The 21,421-nt window shown below is 73.1% G+C and carries 10 protein-coding genes; 5 read left to right on the forward strand and 5 right to left on the reverse strand.

What is annotated here, in order from left to right; all coding sequences use genetic code 11:
* The first annotated feature begins 176 nt into the window (after positions 1-176).
* The 4 genes from BGK67_RS29335 to BGK67_RS29350 all read left to right on the forward strand — a co-directional run bounded on the left by BGK67_RS29335 (position 177) and on the right by BGK67_RS29350 (position 7,856).
* Complete coding sequence (locus BGK67_RS29335; protein ID WP_079154434.1) at positions 177-1,967, forward strand: amino acid adenylation domain-containing protein; 1,791 nt, start codon at positions 177-179, stop codon at positions 1,965-1,967.
* A complete protein-coding gene (locus tag BGK67_RS29340; RefSeq protein WP_141754081.1) occupies positions 1,964-3,721 on the forward strand; it encodes an NAD(P)/FAD-dependent oxidoreductase in 1,758 nt (585 codons plus the stop codon). Before BGK67_RS29335 ends, BGK67_RS29340 begins: the two co-directional genes overlap by 4 nt.
* A 316-nt stretch (positions 3,722-4,037) precedes the next feature.
* Positions 4,038-5,138: a ribosome small subunit-dependent GTPase A gene (gene rsgA / locus BGK67_RS29345; protein WP_069922903.1), complete on the forward strand. Its 1,101-nt coding sequence runs from the start codon at positions 4,038-4,040 to the stop codon at positions 5,136-5,138.
* 285 nt (positions 5,139-5,423) lie between these two features.
* Entirely contained in the window at positions 5,424-7,856 is a 2,433-nt protein-coding gene (locus BGK67_RS29350; RefSeq protein ID WP_069922904.1) for a non-ribosomal peptide synthetase, read from the forward strand.
* Positions 7,857-7,928: 72 nt separating this feature from the next.
* Here the strand turns inward: BGK67_RS29350 and gntD are convergent, their stop codons facing one another.
* Genes gntD through BGK67_RS29365 form a run of 3 tightly spaced genes read right to left on the reverse strand, consistent with a single transcriptional unit; the run spans position 7,929 to position 17,715 of the window.
* Positions 7,929-8,966: a guanitoxin biosynthesis L-enduracididine beta-hydroxylase GntD gene (gene gntD / locus BGK67_RS29355; protein ID WP_069922905.1), complete on the reverse strand. Its 1,038-nt coding sequence runs from the start codon at positions 8,964-8,966 to the stop codon at positions 7,929-7,931.
* A gap of 36 nt (positions 8,967-9,002) precedes the next feature.
* The gene (locus BGK67_RS29360; RefSeq protein ID WP_069922906.1) at positions 9,003-10,631 is read right to left on the reverse strand and encodes a condensation domain-containing protein; all 1,629 of its coding nucleotides are present in this window, start codon (positions 10,629-10,631) and stop codon (positions 9,003-9,005) included.
* Positions 10,621-17,715 (reverse strand): non-ribosomal peptide synthetase, encoded by a 7,095-nt coding sequence (locus tag BGK67_RS29365; RefSeq protein WP_069922907.1) that lies wholly within the window; start codon positions 17,713-17,715, stop codon positions 10,621-10,623. Before BGK67_RS29365 ends, BGK67_RS29360 begins: the two co-directional genes overlap by 11 nt.
* A 196-nt stretch (positions 17,716-17,911) precedes the next feature.
* Here BGK67_RS29365 and BGK67_RS29370 point away from each other — a divergent pair, with 196 nt between their 5' ends.
* A complete protein-coding gene (locus BGK67_RS29370; protein ID WP_069922908.1) occupies positions 17,912-18,748 on the forward strand; it encodes a putative nonproteinogenic amino acid hydroxylase in 837 nt (278 codons plus the stop codon).
* Here BGK67_RS29370 and BGK67_RS29375 read toward each other — a convergent pair.
* Positions 18,724-20,328: an amino acid adenylation domain-containing protein gene (locus BGK67_RS29375; RefSeq protein ID WP_079154436.1), complete on the reverse strand. Its 1,605-nt coding sequence runs from the start codon at positions 20,326-20,328 to the stop codon at positions 18,724-18,726. The genes BGK67_RS29370 and BGK67_RS29375 overlap by 25 nt on opposite strands.
* Positions 20,325-21,419: an ornithine cyclodeaminase family protein gene (locus BGK67_RS29380; RefSeq protein ID WP_069922910.1), complete on the reverse strand. Its 1,095-nt coding sequence runs from the start codon at positions 21,417-21,419 to the stop codon at positions 20,325-20,327. The genes BGK67_RS29375 and BGK67_RS29380 overlap by 4 nt, the downstream gene beginning before the upstream one ends.
* Positions 21,420-21,421 lie beyond the last annotated feature (2 nt).

A 21,421-nucleotide genomic window follows, 5' to 3' on the forward strand; every position in this document is an offset into this window, starting at 1 on the left:
GAAATGGCCGCGTCAGCACGTAGCGCGACGACCGGCGCACTCGTGCGCGTAGCCGAGCAGGCGCTGGAGCGGGCACCCAGGCGGGCACTCGAGTGTGAATAGAGGGCCATTCGATCGACGGCGGCTAGGCTTTTCGAATCGAGAATTGACAATGATCCGGCAGGGGACGTTTGTTGATGAACCATGACGATCCAAGGACTCTGACTTCCCTTTTCGAGGAATGTGTCAGAAGATATCCGGGGCATATTGCCCTGGAATTCGAAGGTGAATCCTTGAGCTACGGCGATCTGAATCGCCGGGCGAACAGACTGGCCCACCACCTGAGGGACACCGGCCAGGTCCGCCCCGACGACCGGGTGGCGATCGTGGTCCGGAACCCCCGGGACGTGATCATTGCCATGCTCGGCGTCCTGAAGGCCGGCGGCGCCTACGTCCCCCTGGACCCCGACAACCCGCCGGGGGTGACCCAGCGGATCGTCGAGGACGTCACGCCGAAGGCCATGGTGATCGAGTCGTCCGCCGCCGCCGGTGCGATGTACTTCGACGGCGAGCTGTTCGTTCTCGATGTCATGGGCCCCGCCCTGACCACCCCGGACACCGACCCCGAGCCCGCGGCCACGCCGTCCGACCTCGCGTACGTGATCTACACGTCGGGGTCGACGGGCCGGCCCAAGGGCGTGGCCGTCGAGCACCGTGCGATCGTCAATACGCTGACGTGGCGCAATTCCTATTACGGTTTCGGTCCGGAAGACGTCACGCTCGCCATTCCGCGGCCGTCTTTCGACAGTGCCGTGGCGGACACTTTCTGCGCCCTCACCTCCGGAGCGCGCCTGCTGCTTCCGCGCCGGGACCGCATCACCGACCGGCATTACCTGACCGGCCTGATGGAGCACGGGAACGTCTCCCATTTCCTGATCACGCCGATGCTGTACAAGCGTCTGCTGGACGGCATGGACGCCGAACGGGTGACCTCCCTGCGCTGCGTCACGGTCGCCGGTGAATGGTTCACGCCGAGCCTGACCCTCGAGCACTGCCTGCGCCTGCCGCACGTGGAGCTGTACAACGAGTACGGGCCGTCCGAGAACGCGGTCTGCTCCACCGTCCACCGCCTCGCCGCCGCCGACGAGCGCGTCCTCATCGGCAGGCCGATCGAGAACGCGGAGGCCTTCGTCCTGGACGAGGACGGCCGGCCGGTGGGGCCGGGCGGGATCGGCGAGCTGTACCTGGCCGGGGCGGGCCTCGCCCGGGGCTACCTCGGCGACGCCGAGCTGACGGCGAAGCGCTTCTTCACCCCCGCCGAGGGCCCCGCCGCCGGCAAGCGCGTCTACCGCACCGGGGACATCGTGCGCCGGCACGCCGGCGGCGACCTGGAGTTCATCGAGCGCCGCGACGGCCAGGTGAAGATCCGGGGCCGGCGGGTCGAGCTGGGCCAGGTGGCCCAGGTCCTCGCCCAGGACCCGGCGGTGGGCGACGTGCACGTCCTGCGCCACGCCACCGACACCGACACACCGCTGCTGGTCGCCTTCGTCCAGGGGCCCGCCGCGGCGGACCTCGACCGGCTGCGCGCGACGGCCCGGGAGAACCTTCCCGAGTACATGGTCCCCTCGGCCGTGATCCCGGTCGAGACGGTGCCGCTGACCGGCAACGGCAAGGTCGACGACAAGGCCCTCATCTCCCTGTACGAGGGGTCGGTCGGCCGGCCCGGGGCGGGCCCGCAGCCGGGGAGCGAGGCCGAGGCGGCGCTCCTGGAGATCTGGCAGGAGCTGTTCGCGCCGCTGCCCATCGGTCTGGACGACGACTTCCTGGACCTCGGCGGCGACTCGCTGAGCGTGATGGACCTGCTGGCCCGCGTGGAGCAGCGGATCGGGGTCCAGCTGGAGGTCTCGGACCCTTACACGGACCGGACCATCCGGAGCCTGGCCCTCGTGATCGAAGACCGACAGAACGACAAGGTGGGAGCAAAGTGAGCAGGCAGAGCGGTACTGACTCGATGTTCGGCGGTGTCGACTACGACGTGGTCGTCGCGGGCGGCGGCCTGGCCGGGCTGACTCTGGCCAAGCAGCTCAAGGACGCGCAGCCCGGGCTGTCCGTGCTGGTCTGCGAGCGGGAGCGCTCCCCGATCCCGCTGTCCGCGTTCAAGGTCGGCGAGTCCTCGGTGGAGGTGGGCGCGTACTACTTCTCCCACGTCATCGGCCTGTACGACTATCTGGAGGAGCAGCACCTGGAGAAGCTGGGCCTGCGCTACTTCTACGGCGGCGGCGAAGGCCTCCAGGACGAAGCCGAGTTCGGTGTCAACCGGTTCCTGCCGGCCAAGTCCTACCAGCTCAACCGCGGCTCCCTGGAGGAGCACCTGCGCCTGGTCGTGGAGGGTGCCGGGGCGGAGCTCGTCCAGGGCGTGAAGGTCCTGGACATCGAGCTCGGCGAGCAGGACGCCCCGCACCGGATCACCTATCAGTCCATCGACGACGACAGCGCGCGGCCCACCACCGTGACCTCCCGGTGGGTCGTCGACGCCACGGGCCGCCACCGGCTGCTGCAGCGCAAGCTCGACCTCACCAAGCGCTACCCCAAGCCCCACAACTCGGTCTGGTTCCGCCTCGAAGGCCGCCTCGACACCGACGAGGCCGTCGGCGCCGAGCACACCGGCTGGCACGAGCGGATCACCGAGCCCCGCTGGCAGTCGACCAACCACTTCATGTTCGAAGGCGGCTGGATCTGGGCCATCCCGCTGGCCCCCGACCACACCAGCGTCGGCATCGTCGTCTCCGACGACCTGCACCCGGTGACCAAGTTCAACCGGATCGAGAAGGCCATCGACTTCATCGTGGACCGGGTCCCGGGCTTCGACCCGGCCATCCGCGAGCTGCCGGTCCTGGACTTCCGGGTCCTGAAGAACTACAGCCACTCCTCGCAGCAGGTCTTCTCCCAGGACCGCTGGGCGTGCGTCGGCGACGCCGCCGTCTTCGCCGACCCCTACTACTCGGTGGGCTCGAACCTGATCGGCTACGCCAACAGCTTCGTCACGGAGATGGTCGGGCGGGACGTGAAGGACTCCTTCGACGAGGGCTTCGTGCGGTACGCCAACCGCTGGTTCCTCTCGCTCGCCGAGGGCCTGACCATGAACATCCAGGGCTCCTACGCCTTCCACGACAACGCCGTGATCATGTCGTTGAAGACGATCTGGGACTACTACGTCGGCTGGGCCTTCTCCGACCCGCAGTTCTACGGCAAGACGTTCCTGGACGAGTCGGCCAGCACCACCCTCAGCGCGCTCGGCGCGCACGCGGTGGCCACGCAGGGCACGATCATGAACCTGTTCCAGGCCTGGGCGCGCACCTACCGCGGGGCCTTCGCCTTCGACTACATCGACTACTACGACGACGTGCCCACGCTCGCCCGCCTCTTCGAGCAGAACCTGCCCGGCGAGGAGATACCGGCCTTCGGCACGGTGCTCACGAGCGTGCGCGACGGCCTGGAGCGCATCGAGGAGCTGGCCCACGTCATCTTCTACCTCGCGCTCGAAGACGCCCTGCCCGAGCGCCTGGACGAGATCCGCTCGCGGGGCTGGCTCAACGTCTCGGCGCTGAGCCTGAATCCCGAACGCTGGGAGCAGGACGGCCTGTTCGCCCCCAAGAGCCGCCCCAGGCTCGACGAGGTCGAAACCCTGGAGAAGGAGCTGCGGGCCCTCTACCGCAGCCCCTCGACGGCCGCCGGCCGGTAGGGGCCGTGCCCCCCGCCCACCCGGGCGAACACCCGGGTGGGCGGGCCGGCGCCGTCCCGGCAGCCGGCTTCCCGCTCTCCCTCTCGAGCCGCGATCCAGCGGCACTTGAGCGCTGTTGCGGGCCTCCCGGAGCTGTCGTAGCGTCAAGTGCACTGAATGCCTCCGGCGTCGGAGCCGGCCGAGGTGGACGACCCGCACGTCACCACCGTCGTAGCCGCGCCCGAAGAGCAGCCCGCTTCTCCGCCCCTTGTTCAGCAGCCGGTGCGGCCCGACTCGCGTGCGCCGGCCGGAAACACCTCCCGAAGGGCTCATCGCGTTGCCTCACTCATCGACATCGGCTGATTCGATCTACCCCAGGCCGCTGGAGGCCTACGGGTGGTCCCCTGAGCTCGACGAACAGTTCGCCTCCGTTGCCGACGCCTCGTGCGTGCCCGGCCGGGTCATCCGCGTCGACCGGGGCCGCTGCGACGTCGTGGTCGCCGACGGCGACTCGGGGGTGAGCGTCGTCCACGCCGACACCGGCCCGGTAGCCGACCCCGACCCCATGAAGACGCCCTGCACCGGCGACTGGGCGGCGGTCCGGGCCGGCGCGGCCGGCACGTACGTCCAGGCGCTGCTGCCGCGTCGTACGGCGATGGTCCGCTCCAGCGCCTCACAGCGCTCCGAGGGCCAGGTGCTGGCCGCCAACATCGACACCATCGGCGTCGTCGTCGCCCTGGACACCGAGCCGGACCTCGGCCGGATCGAGCGGTTCCTCGCCCTCGCGTGGGAGAGCGGAGCACAGCCGGTGCTGGTCCTGACCAAGTCCGACCTCGCCGAGGACGCGGAGAGCGTCCGCGAGACGGTCGAGCAGGCCGCGCCGGGCGTGGACGTCCTGGTCGTCAGCGCCACCACCGACGACGGCATGGACATCCTCGCGGCCGTGCTGACCGGGACGAGCGTCCTGGTCGGACAGTCGGGCGCGGGCAAGTCCACCATCGCCAACGTGCTGCTGGGCCGCTCCGTGATGGAGACCCGGCAGACCAGGAGCGACGGCAAGGGCCGCCACACCACGACGACCCGGGAGCTCATGCCCCTGCCGGGCGGCGGGGTGCTGATCGACACCCCCGGTATTCGCGGTGTGGGCCTGTACGACGCCGCCGACGGCCTGCAGCAGACGTTCTCGGAGATCGAGCAGCTCGCCGAGGAATGCCGCTTCCGGGACTGCGAGCACATCGCGGAGCCGGGCTGCGCGGTGCGCGAGGCCATCGACGACGGCATGCTGCAGCAGCGCCGCCTGGACAGCTACCAGAAGCTGATCCGCGAGAACCAGTGGATCGCCTCGCGGAGCGATGCCCGCCTGCGCCAGGAGCGCCTCAAGGCGCTGAAGACGCAGGGCAAGGAAGGCATGGCCAACATGATCGCGAAGCGCGGCTGACGCGAGGCGACGGCCTGGCCGCAGGACCGGGCGCCCGGATCGCGGGCGGCCCGGTACTCCGGCCCGACAAGTGCACGGGCACCTTGGGGTGTCGGCGGTGACCCGCGTACCGGCTCGGCCACGACCCGGCGGTGCGCGGCCCGTTCGCGTCCCACCTCGGTGACGGATGTGCCCGCACGTGCCCGTGCGGTGTTCGAACCCCGCGGCGGCTCGCGCCCCGCGCAGAACGCCGCTTGGCCGACGGGCAGTTGTCCTCATTTCGTCCTCGAGCAAGGAAATGTGCCCATGACGTCCGACTCTGCCGTGCCCGCCACCACGATCCGCCCCCGGCGCACGGGCGCCGCCCCCTCGGCGCGGGCCCGAACCGGCCTCGCGCTGGGCCCGGCCGCCGCCGACGGCCTCGCCAGGGTCTCCGGCGGGCGCCCCCTGGAGGAACTGGTCGCCCTCACCGCGGCCACGGCCGTGGTGGTCGGTGCGGCGGAGCACACCGACGAGCCGGTGCTGGCCGTGTCCGGCCCGGCCGGGCCGGTGCTCTGCGGGATCGGGCTCACCGGCCGCTCCACCGTCGGCGACCTGGTCCGGGCCGCCGACTCGGCGCTGCGGTCGGCGCCCGCGGTGCCCGACGAGGAGACGGCGCTCGCCGGCGCGGTGCTGGTCCGCTCGGCACGCGTCGGTGACGGCCCCGCCGCCCGCGCGTCCCGGCAGGACGCGATCGAGCTGACCCTGACCGAGCCCGGTGCGGACGGCGTGCGCGAACTGGTGGCCGAGGCCGGACCGGACCGCGCCGAGGCCTGGTTCCTGGACGTCCTGCTGCGCTCGGTGTCCGGTGTCCTGGCCGGCTTCACCGACCCGCACGGCCCCGCCGCCGCGCTGCCGCCCGCCGCGGCGGACGACGTGGCGCAGGCCGTCGAACTCGGCCGGCGCGGCTTCGTACCGGAGATCGTCCCCACGACGCTGACGGCGCCGATCGAGGAGACGGTCCGCGCGCACCCGGACCGTACGGCCGTCGTCGCCGGTGCGCAGACCCTGACCTACCGCGAGTTCTGGCAGGCCGCGCAGGCCGTCGCGGCGCGCCTGCGCACAGCGGGCATCGGACGCGGGCACCGGGTCGGAGTGCTCACCGGCAAGACGGTCCACGCCGTGCCGGCGATCGTCGGCACCCTGCTCGCGGGCGCGGCCTACGTGCCGCTTGACCCCAGGTCACCGGCCGCGAGGCTGGCCGAGATCCTCGACGACGCCGAGTGCGCGGCCGTACTCGCCGCGCCCGACCTGCTCGCCGGGCTGCCCGCCGGCCTCACCGCCCCGGTGATCGACCTGCGGGCCGCGGCTGCCGGACCCGCCGCCGAGCCCGAGGCCGGCCCGTCCGGACCGCTCCCCGGCGACCTCGCGTACGTGGTGTACACCTCGGGGTCGACCGGCAAGCCCAAGGGCGTGGAGATCCGGCACCGTGCCATCGCGAGCTACGTGCACTGGAAGGTGCGCCACCACGGGCTGGACGCCGACACCAGGGTGCTCCAGCTGCCGTCGCTGGCCTTCGACAGCTCCGTCGCGGACCTGTTCCCGGTACTGGCCTCGGGCGGGCGCCTCGTCCTCGCGGACACGCACCAGCTGCTGCCGCGCCAGTTGGCCGAGCTGGCGGAACAGCACCGCATCACCCACCTCACGACCGTCCCGAGCCTCTACCGGGTCCTGGTGGGCGAACTCCCGCGCGCGGCGGCCTCGTTGCGCGCCGTCACGGTCGCCGGCGAGGCCACCACGCCCGATCTGGTGGGCCGCCACCACGAACTGCTGCCCGGGGTCCGGCTGATCAACGAGTACGGCCCGACGGAGAGCTCGGTGGGCGCGACCGCGTTCGACCACGGCACGTCCGCCGGACCCGGCTGCCCGATCGGCCGGCCCATCGCCAACACCGTCGCCACCGTGACCGGCGCCGACGGCCGGATCCTGCCGGTCGGATTCGTCGGAGAGCTCAGGCTGGCGGGACACGGCCTCGCGGACGGGTACCGCAACCGGCCGGAGCTGACGGCGGCGGCGTTCGTGGCCGACGCGGGGGCGCCGGGCGGCCGGAGCTACCGCACTGGGGACCTCGTCTGGTGGCGTCCGGACGGAATGCTGGAGTTCACCGGGCGCGCCGACGACCAGGTGAAGATCCGCGGCCACCGGGTGGAGCCCGGCGAGGTCGAGAGCGTCCTGGGGCGCCTGCCGGGCGTCCGGCAGGCGGCGGTCGCCGTGGTGAGCGGACCCGACGGGGCTCCGGCGCTGGCGGCCTGGATGGAAGCCGCGGACACCACGGTGGAGGAGATCAGGGCCGGGGCCGGTGCCGCGCTTCCGCCCGCGATGGTGCCGGCCTCCCTCACGCTGGTCGACGCGCTGCCCCGGATGGTGAGCGGCAAGATCGACCGGGGCGCCCTGGTGCGCCTCGCCGGGGCGGACGCCGCCCCGGCGCCGGCGCCCTCCCCGCCACGGACGGGAGCGGGGGGCGACGCGGTGGAGGCGCGGGTCCGGGCCATCTTCGAGGAGGTCCTCGGCTCCGGCCCGATCGGCCCCGACGGGGACTTCTTCGAGGAGGGCGGGCACAGCCTGCTCGCGATCTCCGTGATCGACACCATCGAGAAGCAGCTGGGCGTCACCGTCGACCTGGGTGACTTCTTCGACGCGCCCACGGTCGGCGAGGTCTCCGCGCTGATACGCAAGGCCGGGCCGGACTTCGAGGCGTAGCCGCACGACGCGACAGCGGTGTGCCCGGGGCGGGAGCGCCCCGGGCACACCGCTTTTCCGGTGTGTTGTCCGCTAGCCGATCAGGCGGGCGCCGACGGACCGTCGCATGCCGCGGGACTTGCGCAGGTCGTGGGTGACGTTGACCCGCTTGAGCCAGCGGTCGGTGCCGTCGTAGCGCGGCTGGAACGCACTGCGGCTGTGCACCACCCGGTGGTTGTTCATGAAGACACAACTCCCGGCTTCTAGCGGGCAGTCGGTCAGACCCGCGTCGAGCAGCTCCGCCGCCGCCGCGAAGGCCCGCACGGCCTCGGTGTCCTCCGGGGGCGCCGACATGTGCGTCGCGTCGAAGCACAGCAGCGGGTGGGACCGGGAGCCGGTCAGCATGGGCACCAGGCCGAGCCCGTCGATGAGGCGCGCGATGTTCTCGAAGACCAGCCGGTCCTCGTCGGTGCGCACCGTGTTGTTCTCCGGCAGGTGCGACTTGTCGGGAACGATGTGGAAGCGGTTCTGGAACAGGACGTCGAGGACGTCCTGCGGCAGCCGCGAGAAGTCCGCCTCCGCGACGGTCACCGGTACCGAGTCGGGATTGCGCAGCGCCGACAGGATGATGTAGTCGGCGCGGTAGGGGTGGAAGGCGTCCTCGGTGTGCAGGGTCAGCGGTGTCTTGCTGCCCGTGCCGAGCAGCTCTCGCTCGTACTGGCGGATCGGGAACACGTCGTTGACCAGGTGCCCGTCCTGCTGGGTGGCCCAGCCGAACGGTTCGCCGAGCAGCGAACCGTAGAGGAGGACGAGGATCTCCTCGGGCAGCTCGCGGTGGATCCGCGTCTCGTCCTTCCAGTGCGCGGGCGTGGGTCCGATGCGCTCGTCGTCCACGAGATGGCCGTTCACCACGCAGAAGCCGTGCGCCTGGTCGAGGGAGAAGGCGCGCAGGAACCGCCGGACCCGCAGGGGCAGCTCGTCGGTGAGCAACGGCAGTTCCTGGAGCAGCCGTTCATCGTCGGCCGCGCGGTACCGCTCGGCCAGGCGCAGGGTCAGCTCGGACACCTGCCGGGCCTCGGCCCCGGTCAGCCGCAGCTCCGTCCCGGTCCGGGGCCTGATCGACGTCGTCATGGTTCATCTCCTCGTGTGCAGGGGCTACAGGTCGGGTCAGGCGTCGAACCGGAAGCCGCCGAAGGCCCGCCTCGCCGGCGCGTCTTCGGCCGCGGGCTCCGCGGGGTCCCGCAGGAGCCGCGCCAGCTCCTCGCCGAGCCGCCCGGCGATCCGCTCGGCGGTGTCCGCCGCGTAGCGCTCGGTGTCGTACTGGAGCCACAGCCGCATGCCGTCCGCGTGCTCCACGAACTGGAAGGACAGCTCGAACATGCCGACCCTCTGGGGTATCGGCCCGCCGCGCAGGGCGATGCCCTCCGGCGCGCACGGCCCGGTGTCGATGCGGGGGTAGAGGGCCACCCACACGTCGAAGAACGGCGGCCGGCCGGGGGACCGCGGCGGCGCGAGCGCCGCCACGAGCGTGTCGAAGGCGACCTCGCTGTGGTCCACCGCGTCCACCGTGCGCTGCGCGACCTGGCGGACGAGGTCGTCCGCCGCGGCCTCCTCCCGGACCTCCAGCCGCAGCGGGACGGTCGCGACGTGGAAGCCGACCGCGTCCTGCGCGCCGAGCCGGGCCCGCCGGTCCACGGGGGTGCCCAGGCAGATGTCCGTGCTGCCGGTGATCCCCGCGAGGGTACGGGCGACGGCGGCGGCCAGCGGTACGAACGCGCCCGCGTGGTGCCGCCTGCCCAGGTCCGTCAGTCGGCGCAGCTGGTCCGGGGCGATCTCCCGCACGGCCATGCCGGTGGCGCTGCCGGCCCGCCGCGCCCGCGGCCCGCTCACCGGGAGGGGCAGCGGCGCCGGCGGGGGGAGCAGCACGCGGCGCCAGTGGTCGAGCGCGGCCTCCTGGCCGGTCGGGCGGTGGGCGGGCCGGTCCTCGGCCGGCCGGGCGGCAGCCGGGTCCGCGTAGGCCGCCACGAGCTGCGTGGCCAGGATCTCCAGGCTGCGGCCGTCGCACACGAGGTGGTCCGCGAGCAGCAGGAGCGACCACCGGGCGTCGGCGCGCAGGAACAGGGTGGTCCGGGTGAGCGGGCCGGTCGAGGGGTCGAACGGGACGGTGAGGCGCTCGTCCACCAGGGAGTCGAACCGGGTGTCGCCCGCCTCGTCCCCGCGCAGGTCGACGACCTCCAACGGGGGCACCTCGTCGGTGAGCAGCGCCCGCGGTTCGCCCTGGGCCTCGACGAAGACGGTCCGCAGCGCCGGGTGGCGCCGGGCCAGTGCGGCCAGCGCCGCGCCCAGCTTGTCGGGGTCCACGGCGCCCTCGCCCTCCAGCAGGCAGGGCACCGTGTAGGCCCCGGAGTCGGCCTCCCCGCGCTGCCGTTCGAGCCACAGCCAGCGCGTGGCCTCGGAGACCCCGGTCCCGGGCAGCGCGGCGGTGGGCCGGGGGAGCGGGGCGGCCGGCTCCGCGGATTCCCCGCCACCGGGGACGAGTTCGGCCAGCCGGGCCGCGAGCAGGGCGGGCGTGGCGGCGTCGAAGACGTCCCGTACGCGGACCCGCACGCCGAAGGCCGCTTCCACGGCGACGGCGAGGTCCAGTGCGGACAGGCTGTGTCCGCCGGCGACGAAGAAGTCGGTGTCCGGGGTGACGTCGTCCAGTTCGAGTGCCGTGGCGAACAGCTCGCACAGCCGCTGCGTCAGGTCGGGTCCGGCCGGAGTCGCCCTGTGCCTGAGGGCGGTGTCAGAAGTCATAGTGTGTTTCGCTCCAAACAGAGCCGGGTGCGGACGGCTCCGGGGTCGGGGGCACGGTCGGTGTCGGGAGTCCGGGGGGCGGTGCGAACCGGCCGGTGGCCAGGCCGCTCAGCACCGCTGCGACGTGGTCGGCGTAGCCGGCGGCCTCCGCCTCATCGAGCAGGCGGTCGTCGTAGGTGAGGTCGAGGTGCAGGGTGTCGCCCTTGACGCGGGCGTACAGCCACAGGTCGCTGGTGGCGGGCAGATCGTCCACCAGCAGGTCCTCGACCACGTGGCTCTCGGCGCCCAGGCCCGCGTTCTCCCAGCTCACGCCGAGGTCGAGCAGCAGGCTGCGGCCCGGTGCCGCGCGCAGCGCCAGCCGCTCGGCGAGCACGTCGAACGGCAGCCGGGAGTGTTCGTAGGCCTCCAGGATCCCGATCTGCACCCGGGGCAGCAGCTCGCCCGGGGTCTGCGCCCCGTCCAGCGTGACCCGGAGGGGCACCGCGTTGGCCAGGTAGCCGATCAGGTCGTCGGCCTCGGGCCGGTGGCGCAGGCTCGCGGCGAAGCCGACGACGAGGTCGGTGGCCCGGGTGCGCTGGTTCACCGCGACGGCGAACGCGGTGACCACCTGCGCGAACGGGGTCGCGGGGACGCCGTGGAGCACGGCCGCGGGAAGGGACCGGTGGACCACCGCGGTGCGGCCCCGGCGGCCCCGGCGGCGGGCCGGGTCCACGGGGTCGGGCCCGGCCGGGACGCCGTGCAGCCGCTCCCGCCAGAACTCCACCTGGCGCTCCGCCTCGGGCCCGGCCAGCCACTCCTGCTCCTCGCGGACCCAGTCCTGGTAGGTGTAGGGCAGCCGCGGCAGCCGGGCCGGTTCGCCCGCCACGGCCCGCTCGTAGGCGGTGAACAGGTCGTCCAGCAGTACGTCGACGCTCGCGCCGTCGTAGATCAGGTGGTGGGCGGTGACCGTGAGGAGATCACCGCCGACGGGCCCGGTCAGCAGGCGCAGTTCGAACAGCGGTGCCTGGTCGAGGGCGAAGCCGACCCGGCGGGCGTCGTGCAGCGCGGCCTCGACCTCCGGCCCCGCGGGGTCCGCGCCGGGCAGGTCCACGACGACCAGCGGTGCGCCGTCCGGCAGCCGGTCCAGGACGGTCAGCTCCGCATCCGTTCCGCGCGGCAACACCTGCGCGCGCAGCATGTCCTGGCGCTCGACGACGGCGTCGAGGGCGGTGCGCAGCGCGCCGGGGTCGATCCGGCGGCCCAGCCGAACGAGGTCGGAGATGAGGAAGGTGTCCGAGCCCGCCCATCGCGAGGTCAGCCAGACGCGGCGCTGCGCCCGGGACAGCGGCAGGAACCCGCTGCCCGAGGAGGCCGCCGCGGCCGGGTCCCGCTGCGCCGCGGCCTTCGCCGACCGCTCTGCCAGCGCGGAGGTGAGGGCGGCGACGGTCTGGAAGGTGTAGACGGTGCGCACGCCTACGTGCAGGGCGTGCGCGATGCGCGCGGCGGTCAGACTGTGGCCGCCCAGCTCGAACAGGTTCGCGTCGGGGTCGGTGACGGGACGTTCCAGAACCCGCGTCCACACATCGGCCACGTGCTGCTCGGCCGGGGTGAACGGCCGGGCGGCGGCGGGCGCTTCGGCGGCGGCCAGCGCCGCGTCGGGCGCGGGCAGCGCCCGGCGGTCGAGCTTGCCGCCCGCAGCCACCGGCAGGGCGGGCAGCCGTACGAAGGCGGCGGGCATCATGTAGGCGGGCAGCCGCGCCGCGAGGTGCCGGCGCAGGTCCGCCGGGTCCGCCTCACCGACCACGTAGGCGACCAGCCGCGGTTCGGCGCCGGTCGTCGGGAGTACGGCGGCGCCGCGCAGACCGGGGGCTTCGGCGAGGACCGCGGCCACCTCGTTCGGCTCGACCCGGTTGCCCCGGATCTTGAGCTGGTCGTCGGCCCGGCCCAGGTACTCCAGGCGGCCGTCGGGCAGCCGTCGGGCCAGGTCGCCGGTGCGGTACATGCGCTCGCCCGGGCGTACCCGGCTGGTCACGAAGCGGGCGGCGGTCAGCTCGGCGTCGCCGAGGTAGCCGCGGGCCAGGCCCGCTCCGCCGATGCACAGTTCGCCCGGGGCCCCCAGCGGCACCAGCGAGCCCCGCTCGTCGAGCAGGTCCACCCACTTGCCGGGCAGCGGGCGGCCGATCGAGGCATCGCCGGAAGCCGTTCCGGACCCGGATCCGCGCGCGCCGGCGGCCCCTGTGGTGTCCACCGGCTCCACGGTGGTCACCACACTGTCCTCGGCCGGTCCGTACTCGTTGAACAGCCGTACCCCGGGCAGGAGTTCGGCGTGCCGTGCGGTGAGCGCCCGGGTGACCCGCTCCCCGCCGAGCACGACCTCGCGCACCTCGCGGAACGCCGGGCCGACCTCGTCGAGCAGCATCTGGTAGAGGCTCGGCACGATCAGCACATGGCGGATCGGGTACCGGCTCATGACCGCGGCCACGTCCTTCGGAGTGAGCAGCTGCTCCCGGGTGACGATGACCATGGGCGCGCCCGAGGCGAGCGCGCTGAACACGTCGGCGATACCGGCGTCGGCGTGGATCGGATCGACCTGGAGGACCGCGCCGCCGGCGTCGAGGCCGTAGTAGGCGATGCGGAACCGGACGGAGTTGACGATGCCGCGGTGCTCCACCATGACGCCCTTGGGCGTTCCGGTGGAGCCGGAGGTGTACACGACGTAGGCGAGGTCGGCGCGGCCGGCGGGGTGGAGCGCCGCCGGCTCGTCCCGGACCGCGGCAGTGGCCTCGGGCGCGTCGCCGACGGTCACCGTGGGCAGGCCCTCGCCGACCGTGGTCGGCGTGAAGTGCGCCGAGGTGACGGCGGCGACCGCGCCGCTGTCGCGGAGCACCCGCGCGAGCCGGGCCGCAGACTGCTCCGGATCGAGGGGGAGGAACGCCGAACCGGTCTTGAGGACGGCGAGCAGCGCGACCGGCATCCACTCGGAGCGCTCGCACAGCACGGCGACCACGCGGTCGGGGCCGGTCGGCGCCACCGCGGCGATCCGGGCGGCCAGGTCATCGGCCAGGCGGTCCAGTGCGCGGTAGGTCAGGACGCGGTCGCCGCAGACGACGGCCCGGCCCTCGGGCGCGCGCCGCACCTGCGCGGAGACGAGGTCGAGGAGGGTGGCCGCGGTGTCCCCGGCTGCGGGGCTCTCCCCGGTACCGGCCGCGAGGAGCTCGTCGCGCTGGGCGTCGGGCAGCAGGGGAGCGGCGCCGACGGGAGCCTCGGGGGAGTCCGCCAGCACGGTCAGGAGGTGGTCCAGCCGGCCGGCGAGCCGCTGCGCGGTTCCCGCGTCCAGGACGTCCTCGCGGTAGGTGATCGCCACCTCGATCGGACGGTCCGGCCCGGGCTCGCCGAAGCCGAAGACGAGGTCGAAGCCCTCCGCGCCGCTGTCCAGACGGATGTGCTCGGCCGCCGGACCCTCCTCGGTGCCCAGCGGGTCCGTACCGGAGACCGCGGCCTCGACCAGCACGTCGAAGAGCGGGTTGCGTCCGGCGATCCGTTCGCGGCCCAGGGCCTCCACGAGGCTCTCGAAGGGGTACTCCTCGTGGGCGCGGACCTCCCGCGCGTGCTCCGCCGCCGCCGCGACCACATCGGTGAAGGAGAGCTCCGGCCCGACCGGGGTGCGCAGCGCCACGGTGTTGACGAACAGCCCGACCGAGTCGGCCAGTTCGGGACGGTCGCGGCCCGAGACCACCGTGCCGAGCACGATGTCGCCCGCCCCGCTCCAGCGCAGCAGCAGGACGCGGACGGCGGCCACCATCGCCGTGAACGAGGTGGTGCCGAGCCGCCGGCACAGCTCCTGGACGGACCGGGTCGTGTCCTCGCCGAGCGTGAGGCGGACCGTGCCCGCCGCCGAGCTGCGCTCGGCCGGCCGGTGCCGGTCGAGCGGCAGGTCGACGCTCGGCGCGCCGTCCAGGACGCCCCGCCAGAACGCGCGGCTGTGCGCGTCGTCCTGCCGGTCCTGCTCGCCGAGCGCGTACGCGCCGTACTGCGTGGGCTCCGGGGCCTGCTCCCCGCCGTTCAGGAACCGCTGGAGGTCGCGCAGGATCACCGCGAAGGACCAGCCGTCGCACACGCTGTGGTGGACGGACAGCAGGAGCGTCCCGCCGGGGCGCCCGTCCTCGACGAGCCAGTGGGCACGCAGCAGGGGCCCCTCGGCCGGGTCGAACACGTGGCGCTGCTCCGCGTCGGCGATGCGCCGCAGCAGGCCGGCGGCGTCCTCGGAGCCCGTCCGGTGGACCCGCAGCTCGGGCCGGGCCCGCTCGGGCGCCAGCACGATCTGCCGCAGGCCGTCGGGGTCGGCGCGGAACACGGTGCGCAGCGCCTGGTGCCTGCGCACCGTCCGCTCCAGCGCGTCCGCCATGTCGGCCGCCCCGGGGGAGCCGGGCAGCCGGAAGGCCTCCACCATGTTGTAGGGACGCACCTCCCCGTCCTCGTACTGTTCGAGGAACCACATCCGGCGCTGGGCGTTGCTCGCGGGCACCGGGTCCGGGGTCTCGGGCCACGGTGTGCGGGCGGCCGGAGCCGCACGCCCGTCGGCCGCGGCGCGGCGCAGCAGCGCGCCGAGCCCTTCGGGAGTGCGGGCGGTGAACACGTCGCGGACGGTGATCGGGCCGGCGCCGGCGGCCGCGCCGAGCCGGCCCGCGAGGACGGCGGCGGTGAGGCTGTGGCCGCCCGCCGCGAAGAGGTCCTCGTCCCCGGCGCGCGGCGCGGCGCCGAGCACCTCGGCCCAGATCCTGGCGGCGGTGCGGTCGGCCTCGTCCTCGGGCTGCCATGCCTGTCCGTCCAGGCTCGCCACACGGGCCAGGATGGCCGCGCGGTCGATCTTGCCGTGCAGGGTGACGGGCAGCTCGTCGAGGCGCAGGATGCGGCTCGGGACCATGTAGCCGGGCAGGCGCAGTTCCAGCCGGCGGCGTACGTCGGCCGGTTCGAGACCCTGGTCCGAGGTGTACACGGCGACGACGGACGGCGGCCCGGAGGGGGCGGTGAACGGAAGGACCGTGGCGGCGGTGACGCCCGGAACGGAGCTGAGAGCGGCCTCCACCTCGCCGAGCTCGACGCGGTTGCCGTGGATCTGGATCTGGTTGTCCCGGCGGCCCAGGAAGACCAGCTCGCCCTCGTGGTTCCAGCGGCCGAAGTCGCCGGTCCGGAACACCCGGACGCCGGGGTGCGCGGGGAGCTCGCAGAACCGCCCCGGGCCGGTCGGTTCCTCGTCGGCGTAGCCGCGGGCCACGCCGGGGCCGAGGACGTGGATCTCGCCGGGGACGCCGGGCGGTGCGTGGTCCCCGTGGGGGGTCAGCACCAGCACGCCGAAGCCCTCGGAGGGCCTGCCGACCGGGACCGTGGTCAGGGCGGGGAAGTCCGAGCCGGGGCAGGTGAAGGTGGTCGCCTCGATGGTGGCCTCGGTGGGCCCGTACAGGTTGCCGAAGGTGCCCACGCGCAGCCGGTCCGCCAGCCGGGGCAGGAGCCCCGCCGGGATCTCGTCGCCGCCCAGCAGGCAGATGCGCACGTCTTCGGCGGCTCCCGCGGGCAGTCCTTCGGCCATCACGGCGAGCAGGGAGGGCACGCAGTTGACGACGTTCACGCGCAGGCGCCGCGTCGCCGCCCAGAACTCGGCGGGCGAGAGGGTCTGGGGCGAGTCCATGACCGCCACGCAGCCGCCCGCGGCGAGGGTGGTGAAGATCTGGTAGGTCAGGGCGTCGGAGGTCACCGCCGACAGCAGGGCGCAGCGGATGTCCTCGTCGAAACCGAGGAGCCGCCCCGAGGCGAGGGTCTTGTGGGCGAGCTGGCGGTGGGTGAGGGCCACCGGGCGGGGGAGGCCGGTCGAGCCGGAGGTGAAGAAGAGGATGGCCTCGTCGTCGGGACCCGGTCGGCCGGCCGTACCCGGTCCGCCGGCCGTCCCCGGTCCGCCTGCCGTCCCCGGTCCGTCGGCGGTGGCCAGGGCCTCGGGGGACACCACCGGGAGGGCGACCTGTCCGGGGAGTTCGCCCGCCGCGGAGACGACGCAGACGGCCCCGCTCAGGCGCAGCTGGCGGGCGACGCGCTCCGTCGGGTGCGAGGGGTCGAGGGGGACCATCGAGGCGCCCGCCCGCAGGACCGCCAGCACCGCCAGGACGAGTTCGGGGCTCTTGGGCAGCAACAGGGCGACCCGGTCGCCCGGCTTCACCCCGTGGTCGAGGGTGAGCGAGCGAGCGGCGCGCGCCGAGCGCAGCGCCAGCTCCCGGTGGCTCCAGACCACCGTTCCGTCGGACACCGCCTCACGCTCCGCGAAGCGGTCCGCGGCGGCGTCGACGATGCCGGTGAGCGTCGCGTCGGCGAACTCCGCCACGACGGGCAGACCCGACCACCGCTCCAGTTCGGCGCGCTGTGCGGGACCGAGGACGTCCAGCTCCGTGACCGGCCGCCGCGGTGAGCGGGCGAGCTCCGCGAGGGCGGCCGCCGTGCAGCGCAGCAGGGCCGCCGCGGCTACCGGAAGCTCGCCGTCCGCCTCGGCGGTCAGGGTCAGCCGACCGCCGGTCCGGCGCAGGGTCAGGCAGAGGCCGACGGGCTCCAGCAGCTTGCCGCCCGCCTCCTCGCACACGACGCCGAGCCGGCCCAGGGCCCGGCCCACGGGCACACCGGCGAGGTGCAGGCGGGAGGCGACCGCCTCCCGGTCGGGCCAGGCGAGGGGCAGGGCGGATTCGAGTTCGGCGTGCAGCGCCGCCAGGAAGGCCGAGGCCGGTGCCTCGCGGTCGAGGGGAGCGCAGAGTGCCAGCTCGCGCGGGGTCGCGTCCGCGTCGGCGCCGGAGTCCGCCCCGGCCGGCGGGGTGGGGACCGGCACCAGGACCACATGCCGGGGCTCCCCGTCGAACGCGGCGAGCGCGAGCCGGGTGGCGGCGACGGTGAGCAGCAGGAGGCCGGTCGCGTCGCCGCCCGACATCGCGTCCAGCCGCTCGGTGACCCCGGGGTCCAAGGCGATGTCCGGCGTGTCCCCGTCCGGGGAGAAGACGTCCAGGAACGGAACTTGGCGGCCGGCCGCCAACCGGGCGAGCCAGGATTCACTCAGGGCATTGTCACTCAGCATTTCGTACGCTCACCCATTACCTTCGATGGTTCTGAAGAACATGACGGCACCCAAGATCCTGTGCAAGGAAAATAGGTCTTGTCAAACATGAATCGATGCCCGCGGGCGGCCATTGCCCTCTCTTCCTCCGATCGTTATGCTTGCCGATCACCGGCGTCCGGCGCCACGGCTCATGAATCAACCGACGGGATCTCGCATGCTCAAATCTCAAAGGCTCGCCACGCTTCCGATCGATTCCTACGACCTTGCCGAGGATCTTTCGGTCATCGATTCAAACGATGCCGGTGGTGAGTACGACGCATTCTCCTTCGGGTACTGGTCCGCGCATGTCCTCGCGAATTCCGGAGGGAACGGCAAGGACACCGCCTTCCGCCCCTACGAGGGCCAGCTCACCCTGACTGACCTGGGCAGGAAGCTTCCCGGAATCATGTCGCTCGTCACCGACAACTTCCCTCTCGACAGGCTCCAGTGGGTGCGCGTATTCGGCCTAAGTGACGGAATTCTCGCACCGCACGTAGATTTTCTTGAATTCTCCGAGCCGGGTACGAGGCTTCAAATACCCCTCCGCACCGACGAGGATTCCCTGCATTCCGAGAACGACATCGTCTATCACCTCCGACGGGGCGAGGTCTGGAAAATACACACCACGGTCCCGCACTCGGCCCGGAGCATCTCACCGCTCGCCAGGCTGTCTCTCTGCCTTGATTTCGCCGATGCTGAGGCACCCATTGAAATCAAGAACTCCGTCCCGTCGGAGCTGCCCGTCCGCATCATTTCGCGTCCTCCGGTCTCGGAGGCCGACCTGGCCGAGCTGATGGACTCCGCAGCCGATATGAACGCCGACAACCTGCGCGCCTCCTTCCGGAAGTTCGCCGCCGTCCACTTCACGCGCCAGGCCGATGCGACGGCGGCGTTCGACTGGTTCGTCGAAGCCGCCGCGCGCACCGGGGACGACGCACTGGTCGCGAAGGCCGAGGCGTTCCGGACGTACTGCATCGAGGAGCGCGGCTACCGCGAGGCGTTCGACTGGTGAGGCACCAGGGACAGGGGCCGCGCCCCGTCGCCGGGCAGGGCCTTGCGGTCGAGCTTGCCGTTGGGTGAGACGGGCAGGCCGTCCACCAGCCACCAGCGCACGGGCACCATGTAGTCGGGCAGGGCCGCGAGCAGCGCCCGGCGCAGTTCCGGGGCCGGCGGCGGATCTCCGGTGAGAGCAGCGTGCAGCTCCACCGCCCCGTCGGCCCGCACCACCGCGAACGCCGCGGCGTCCTTGACCCCGGCGAAGTCCGCGAGGCGCGCCTCCACCTCCCGGGGCTCCACGGCATTGCCGCGGATCTTGATCAGGTCGTCCATCCGGCCCAGCAGCTGGAGCGTCCGGTCGGCCGCCCGCCACACCCCCCGGTCCCGGGTGCGGTACAGCCGCCTGCCCGGACGGAACGGGTCGGGCACGAACGCGGTGCGGCTCAGCTCGGGATCGGTGTACCCCAGGGCCACCCCCGCACCGCCGATGTACACCTCCCCGACCTCCCCGTCGGGCACCGGCGCGCCGTGCTCGTCCAGCACGTGGATGTACGTGTTCCACACCAGCGACCCGACCGGCGGCCGCGGTTCGAGATTGCCGGCCGCCGCGCTCATCGCGTGGGCGGCCACCATGTGGTTCTCGGCCGGCCCGTAGTGGTTGTGCAGGGTGAGCTCCGGCCGGCGCGTCAGCAGCCCCTCCAGAGCCGGCGTGACCCGGACCGTCTCGCCCGCGCTGATGATGTGGCGCAGGTCCGCGGCGTGCTCGAAGTTCACCGGCAGCGCCATGACCACGTCGATGAGCGACTGCGGGAAGTCCACGACCTCGATGCGCTCGTCGATGACGAAGTCGATCAGATCCCGTGGATCGCGCCGCACATGGGGCTCGGGCACGTACAGGCACCCGCCCGAGGCGAGCGTGTAGAACATCTCCTGGACCGACACGTCGAAGGTCAGCGGTGCCACCTGGAGGACCCGCCGGCCGCGCCCGAGCCCGGAGCCGTCCACCTGCCAGGAGATGAAGTTGGCCAGGCAGCGGTGGGTCTGGACGATGCCCTTGGGGCTGCCGGTCGATCCCGAGGAGAAGATGACGTACGCGGGATCCTCCGGAGCCGGTGCCCGGCGGACCGCCGCGGGCGCCGCGCCCGCCGGATCCGGCGCCACCAGGCCCGCCAGACCGGTCGCCCGCACCCCGGGGGAGCCGGTGTCCAGCGCCCCCTGATCGGCCAGGACCAGCAGCGCCGCGCTGCTCGCCCGCAGGATCTGCTCGATGCGCTCGGGCGGGTACGTCGTGTCCACCGGCAGATAGGCGGCTCCGGCGCGCAGCGCGCCCAGCAACGCCGCGGTGAAGTCGGCCCCCGCCCGAGCGGCGATGAGCACCGTGTCGCCGCGCCCGATGCCGAAGTCGCGCCCGAGCCGGCCGGCGACGGTGTCCGCGAGACGGTCGAGTTCCGCGTACGTCACCTCCCGGCCGGGCTCGCGCACCGCGGGCGCCCCCGGGTGCGCGGCCACCTCGCGGTCGATCAGCTCCAGGACCGAGGCCACACCAATGTCCACCACCGGCCCGGCGTGCCCGGGGGGAGCCGTCGCCGCGGTCATCGCCGTGCCCCCGGCCGCCCCTGTCCCTCCCAGGACCGGGTGACCGGCTCCGGCAGGAAGGAGTACGGGTCCTGAGGGTCGTCGGCGGTCGCCTCGACGGCGATGCGGTGACCCACGCCGAGGTCCCGGGCGAGCTCCTCGAACACCTCGACCATGACGAGGTCTTGGAGCGCCAGGCCCGTCGAGTCGTACACGGTGGTGACCGGGGACAGCTTCCGGTGGGCCTCCGGGTCCAGCAGGACCTCGGCGAGCGAGGGCCCGATCTCCTCGGGGGCGAGCTGCTGGCAGTCGCCCTCGGCCCGCGCCTGCGCCACGTGGTCGGGGACGACGACGGCCTTGCGCAGCAGTTCCAGCGGCAGCTCGGTCTTGCCCGGCATGTCGGAGCCGATGGTGTTGATGTGCACCCACGGCTTGAGGTCGGTCCCCCGGATCACCGGGCCCGCGTACGGCGCGACCGAGGTGGCGGTGCACAGGATGTCGGCCCGCTCCTCCACCTCCGCCGGCGGGGCGATCCGTACGGCTCCTTCGGGCAGCCGGGACCTGGCCGCGAAGGAGTTCTCCGCCCGCACGTCCTCGTCGCACACCAGGATCTCGGAGAAGGAGAACACCCGGGACAGGGCGTGCAGCTGGGTCACGGCCTGCGCGCCGCAGCCCACGAGCCCGAGGACCGCGGAGTCCGGACGCGCCAGCACCCGGCTGGCCAGCGCGGAGGCCGCGCCCGTGCGGACGGCGGTGGCGAAGGTCCCGTCCATGACCGTCCGCAGGTGGCCGCTGTCCGCGTCGAAGGCGCACAGGGTGGACAGGATGGTGGGCAGCTGGTTCTTGGCCGGATTGTGCGGGTTGTAGCCGACCATCTTCATGGACACCGTGGCGCCGTGCCGGAGCGCGGGCATCCACTCCAGCAGCCCCAGGTGGGGGGTCTCGATGAGGAACCCGTCGCGCTGTTTCATCTCCACCGGTGCGTCGCTGCCGGTGGCGAGAACGGTTTCCAGACGGGCGATCGTCAGATCGTAGAGTTGCCCCAGACCCACCTTCGAGACGATGGTGGCGATGGCTTCGGCGTCGACTATGAGCGTGCGCTCGGCTTGCAAGG

Origin of the sequence: Streptomyces subrutilus (assembly GCF_001746425.1) — a bacterium.
GTDB lineage: Bacteria > Actinomycetota > Actinomycetes > Streptomycetales > Streptomycetaceae > Streptomyces > Streptomyces subrutilus_A.